At 30.9% G+C, this 5,018-nt stretch carries 6 protein-coding genes; all 6 read left to right on the top strand.

Annotation, left to right across the window (positions count from 1 at the left end; genetic code table 11):
* Positions 1 to 221: 221 nt before the first annotated feature.
* The 6 genes from HM985_RS16750 (at position 222) to HM985_RS16725 (ending at position 4,762) form a co-directional block, all read left to right on the top strand.
* Positions 222 to 1,004: a leucine-rich repeat domain-containing protein gene (locus HM985_RS16750; RefSeq protein ID WP_179377362.1), complete on the top strand. Its 783-nt coding sequence runs from the start codon at positions 222 to 224 to the stop codon at positions 1,002 to 1,004.
* Between the two features lie 232 nt (positions 1,005 to 1,236).
* Positions 1,237 to 1,926, top strand: coding sequence for a hypothetical protein (locus HM985_RS16745; RefSeq protein ID WP_179377361.1), 690 nt, complete (start codon positions 1,237 to 1,239; stop codon positions 1,924 to 1,926).
* A gap of 156 nt (positions 1,927 to 2,082) precedes the next feature.
* Positions 2,083 to 2,505 carry a hypothetical protein gene (locus HM985_RS16740; RefSeq protein ID WP_179377360.1) on the top strand — a complete coding sequence of 141 codons (423 nt, stop codon included), beginning with the start codon at positions 2,083 to 2,085 and terminating at the stop codon, positions 2,503 to 2,505.
* A 151-nt stretch (positions 2,506 to 2,656) separates the two neighbouring features.
* On the top strand, positions 2,657 to 3,313 hold the full coding sequence (locus HM985_RS16735; protein WP_179377359.1) for a hypothetical protein: 657 nt from the start codon (positions 2,657 to 2,659) through the stop codon (positions 3,311 to 3,313).
* 141 nt (positions 3,314 to 3,454) lie between these two features.
* Positions 3,455 to 4,006 carry a GNAT family N-acetyltransferase gene (locus tag HM985_RS16730; protein ID WP_179377358.1) on the top strand — a complete coding sequence of 184 codons (552 nt, stop codon included), beginning with the start codon at positions 3,455 to 3,457 and terminating at the stop codon, positions 4,004 to 4,006.
* Positions 4,007 to 4,195: 189 nt separating this feature from the next.
* Entirely contained in the window at positions 4,196 to 4,762 is a 567-nt protein-coding gene (locus HM985_RS16725; protein ID WP_179377357.1) for a hypothetical protein, read from the top strand.
* Positions 4,763 to 5,018: the final 256 nt, after the last annotated feature.

Genomic DNA, 5,018 nt, shown 5'->3' with positions numbered 1-5,018 from the left:
TTAACCTTATTCCTCTCTTTTGTTCTTTCTAATTATATAGCTTAAATTTAGTGTTTTTATTAAAATGCTAACTTAAGACGTATATAAAAAATTGCTATTTTGTCCTAAATCAAAAGGTCGTTGCACGTTTGCTACGTCTGAATTTCCTTCGGAAATTCCTCGCACGCAAACCCGCAACTTTCCATATACAAAACCGTTAGGCACAAGCTGAATTCACTCATATGAATAATAATATTTCAAAAATAAAGAATGACTTTCAAGACAGAAATTCTGTTGCTTGGAAAAAATTATGTGAATATATAGATGCAGTTGCTAAAAATGGAACTGATGAATTTGTGCCGAGAGAAGCGCTAGGTGAAGAATTGTTTTCTCAAATATACACTCTTCCAGAATCTATTGCTAAACTCAAAAAAGTAAAGAAAATTGGACTTTATGGTAGCAATTTAAAAAGAATTCCACCTGAAATCGGAAAAATGGAATCTCTTGAATATTTTGACCCTTATACTTCTTACGATTTAAAGTGGTTTCCTTATGAGATTACTAAATGTAAAAAACTAAAAGATAGTAGAATTAGCACGAGAGCTCTTTTTGGTAACTTTAAAAACCGAAAACTATTTCCACTTCTTGACCACAACCCTGTTAAATACTTTGGAAACAAAATTAATTGTAGTGTTTGCGAAAAGGAAATGGAACAAAACGAAACGAATCAAGTTTGGATTACTCTTCACGTTGGAACAGATACTATTCCATTACTTGCAAACTTATGTTCAACAGAATGCGAAGAAAATTTACCGCATCCACCTGATAACTATTTTCCTCAAGCACATAAAGGAGGTGCTAATTTGGAACAACCAAAAACTGAAGATTGGTCAATTACAAGAGCTAGATTAATAAAAGAGCAAGAAACAAAAACCAACTCTGAAATTAAAAAAATAGAGAATACTAAAAAAGGAACGACAAAATTACCGCTGATAAAGTTAGTTCGGAAAATATGGGAGAAGTAAATAAAAAGCCAATGCCTAACACCGTGTATAATTAATTGCTGTTTTATTCTCTACTTGCGAATATTCCTGCGGAATATTCACAGGTTCGTAAAAGTTTACTAATTTAGTTGCTAAACCACGCAACTAACCATACACAAACACGTTAGCATTAATTATGAAAAAATGTCGTCTTTGCTTAAAAGAAAGAAAATTAATTAAAGCACATATCATTCCTGATTTCTTATATGCTGGAATGAAATCTGAAGATGATAAAAACATTTTTTATGAGGTCACTTATGATTTTGTAAATAATGAAAGTAAATCAAAAAAAATTCAAACCGGAGATTTTGATAAAAATATACTTTGTGAAGATTGTGATAATAAAATTCTTGGTGCCAATTATGAAAAGTATGCTAAGCAATCAATGTATGGAAAAAATATTGACCCAAAAATTGCGCCAATTTGCAAAAACTACAAAACCGTTAATGATGATTTAGAATACACAATTTGTAAAAATATTAATTATGGTAAAATGAAACTTTTTTTACTTTCCATTTTGTGGAGAGCTTCAATTACTGATAGAAAACAATTTAGAAATGTTCAATTAGGAGATAAACACGAAGAAAAGATAAGAAAATTAATTTACGAAAACATTACACCGAAAGAATCAGAATATCCTATAATGATGACATCTTTTATGAGAACAAAAAATAGCTTCAAAAATTTAATTGGAGAACCTAAAAGAATTAAATACAAAAATGGACTTAACGGCTATATATTTCTAATTGATAGTATTCAATTTATATTTTTTGTAAATTCCACTGACCATCATCTACCAAAATATATAACTCGAACTATGATAAAAGAAAATGGAGAAATGACAATACTTCATTTACCAAACGGAAAAGAATTAGAATTTTTAAAAACGATGATAAAAAAATAACTAATGCTAACACCGTGTATAATTAATTGCTTTATTTCTGCCTACTTGCGAATATTCCTGCGGAATATTCACGGGTTCGTAAATGTTTGCTAACTTAGTTGCTTAACCACGCAACTAACCATACACAATCACGTTGTAAGCCATTTGAGAAACTATATGAATAGAGTTTTGACATTAATTATTCTTGGATTTTTAATCATAAGTTGCTCTGACAACAAAGGCGGACTTGAAGACAAAACTCAAACTCTGGAATTGAATTATATAGCTTGGGCGTGCGACTGTGCAAATTGGGCTACAAATGAAGATTTAGAAAAATACTCAGAAAATATTGACGACACTTTAGCGAAACAAAGTATTTTTATTGAGCCTGCTACTAGAAAACTGGAATTACCTGATACTCTTGGTTACAGTAACGATTTAATTAAATTCACTGGACAGTTTTATAATGAAAAGGGATTTCCAAAAGACTATCATTCCTACCAAGAACCAGAAGAATCAAGAGTCTTTAGATATACTGACTATGAAGTAGTGGAAAGTAATTATAAAAATTATCGAGATTTAGACAATAAAAACGAATAAAAACAGCTTACAACACCGTGTATAATTAATTGCTGTATTCTTCTCTACTTGCGAATATTCCTGCGGAATATTCACGGGTTCGTAAATGTTTGCTAACTTAGTTGCTTAACCACGCAACTAACCATACACAAACACGTTACCTGCAAGCTGAATGAACAACACGCTGAAAAAAATAACGCCATTTCTGATTTTAGCATTATCGTCTATAATTTATGTGATATTCATTGTAATTAAGGAAAGAAATTTAGGTTGGGGATTTTTTGCTGTTATTGCTCTAATTGTAATTGGAATTTTACTTTTTGGAATTGACTTTGGATTAAAAAAATGGCTTAAGAATTACAAAAAGATATTTCTAACTGAATTAGCTTTAGTGCTATTCGTAATTGCGCTTTACGGCTATAAGTTCAATCGGACAAAAACACTCATCATACCAACCGAATTTGACAAAAGTTATGTGACAATAATTTATGGAGTTGAAAACTCAAAAGATTTGTCAATATCAACTTTGACTTGGAACAAAAGTATAGAAATACCAATAAGCGGAATTTTATTAACGTCTTCTGACTTTAATGAAAATCTACGTGAAACTGATATGAAAATGGGTTCAGGAATATATTTAAACTCTGACGAAACCGAAAAAGGATTTACTCGAATGGCGGAATCTGAATTTGAATCTAATGGTCAAAATTATAAATTCAGAACTTGGAAAATACAAGACGGACTTTGTTGCGGATATTCGACAAAAGAAGTTGAAAAATATAAAGTAGAATTGAAAAACGAATTTGAAAAAATAAAAGCCAGCAGGTAACACCGTGTATAATTAATTGCTTGGTTATAGCCTACTTGCGAAAATTCCTGCGGAATTTTCACGGGTTCGTAAATGTTTACTAACTTAGTTGCTTAACCACGCAACTAACCATACACAACAACGTTGTGCTTAATTAAAAAAATGACCGAGACTAAAATATTAACTGATAGAATAAAATTAAGATTGATTGAATTATCAGATTTAGACTCAATCCATAATTTACATTCCTTACCAGAAACGGATGAATATAATGCGCTGGGAATTCCGAAAAACATTGGAGAAACCAAATCCATTATTGAGCCTTGGATTGCGGAAAATCAATTGCCTTTAATAAAAAATTTCACATTTGCAATCGAAAACAACGAGAGTAAAGAATTTATCGGAATTCTTGGTTTAAAACTTTGGAGCAAAAAACATAGAAGAGGAGAAATATGGTATAAAATCCATTCTGACTATTGGAGAAACGGATACGCAACTGAATCTGTAAATTTGATACTAGATTATGGATTTAAAACTCTCAAATTACATAGAATTCAAGCAGGATGTGCTGTAGATAATATCGGTTCTTTAAAAGTTCTAGAAAAAGTTGGAATGATAAGAGAAGGTCGTGGAAGACAATTATTACCTTTAAAAAATGGTTGGTCTGATAATTATGAGTATTCTATACTTGAAACGGATGAAAGAAAAAACTAAGCACAACACCGTGTATAATTAATGGCTAGTACTCGCCTACTTACGAAAATCCTTTCGGATTTTCTACTCAGGATTTATTTGCTAACTTAGTTGCTTAACCACGCCACTAACCATACACAAACTCGTTGTGCGTCAGCTAAAAAAATCCGAAAGCCTAAATAAAAAAATTGAAAATATAAATTTGCGAATATGAAAAAAGAAGTGATTCTATTAATTACCCTACTAATAACAATAAGTTCGTTTGCTCAAATTCAAACAGAAAAACATCAAAGCACTCTAAATCAACTAAATGAAAACCCAATAAGAACATATAGACTTTATCCAACGATAAATAAGTGGTATTTCATAAAATTAAACACACAAAATGGACAAATGTGGCAGATTGAATTTGATGTAAAACAAACGAAGCAATTAGAAGTTCCATTGAATAGTTTGCCGTTGATTGAAAAACAGAAAGAAGTTGATAATAGATTTAATCTTTATCAGACTGAAAACCCTTATACTTTTTTACTTCTTGACCAAATAAGTGGAAAAATTTGGCAAACGCAATGGGATATAAAGCCAAATAAATCAAAAATTACACCATTAAACAACTCATCACTTATTGAAGGACAAAAGGAAATGGATAATAGATTCACTCTTTATTCAACTGAAAATACCTGGAATTTCTTACTTCTTGACAACATCAATGGAAAAATTTGGCAAGTTAGTTGGGATAGAAAATCTGAAAAAAGTGAAATTATACCAATTCAATAATTAATTTAGTTTATGAAGTATAAAAGCCGAACGCACAACACCGTGTAAAAATAATTGCTTGGTTCTCGCCTACTTGGAAATTCCGCAGGAATTTCCACAGGCTCGGTCAATGTTTAGTATTTTAGGTGCTTACCACTGCAACTATTCTTACACATATACGTTGGCAACAATTAGACATATGAATTTTCCTGAAATAGGTTGACTAAAAATTAAGCAATTAATTACAGTCACTTATGAAAACACAAAATGAACACTG

Source organism: Winogradskyella wichelsiae (assembly GCF_013403925.1).
Classification (GTDB): domain Bacteria; phylum Bacteroidota; class Bacteroidia; order Flavobacteriales; family Flavobacteriaceae; genus Winogradskyella; species Winogradskyella wichelsiae.
Note: the sequence above shows the minus strand (reverse complement) of the source record. Positions and strands in the feature narration are given on the sequence as shown.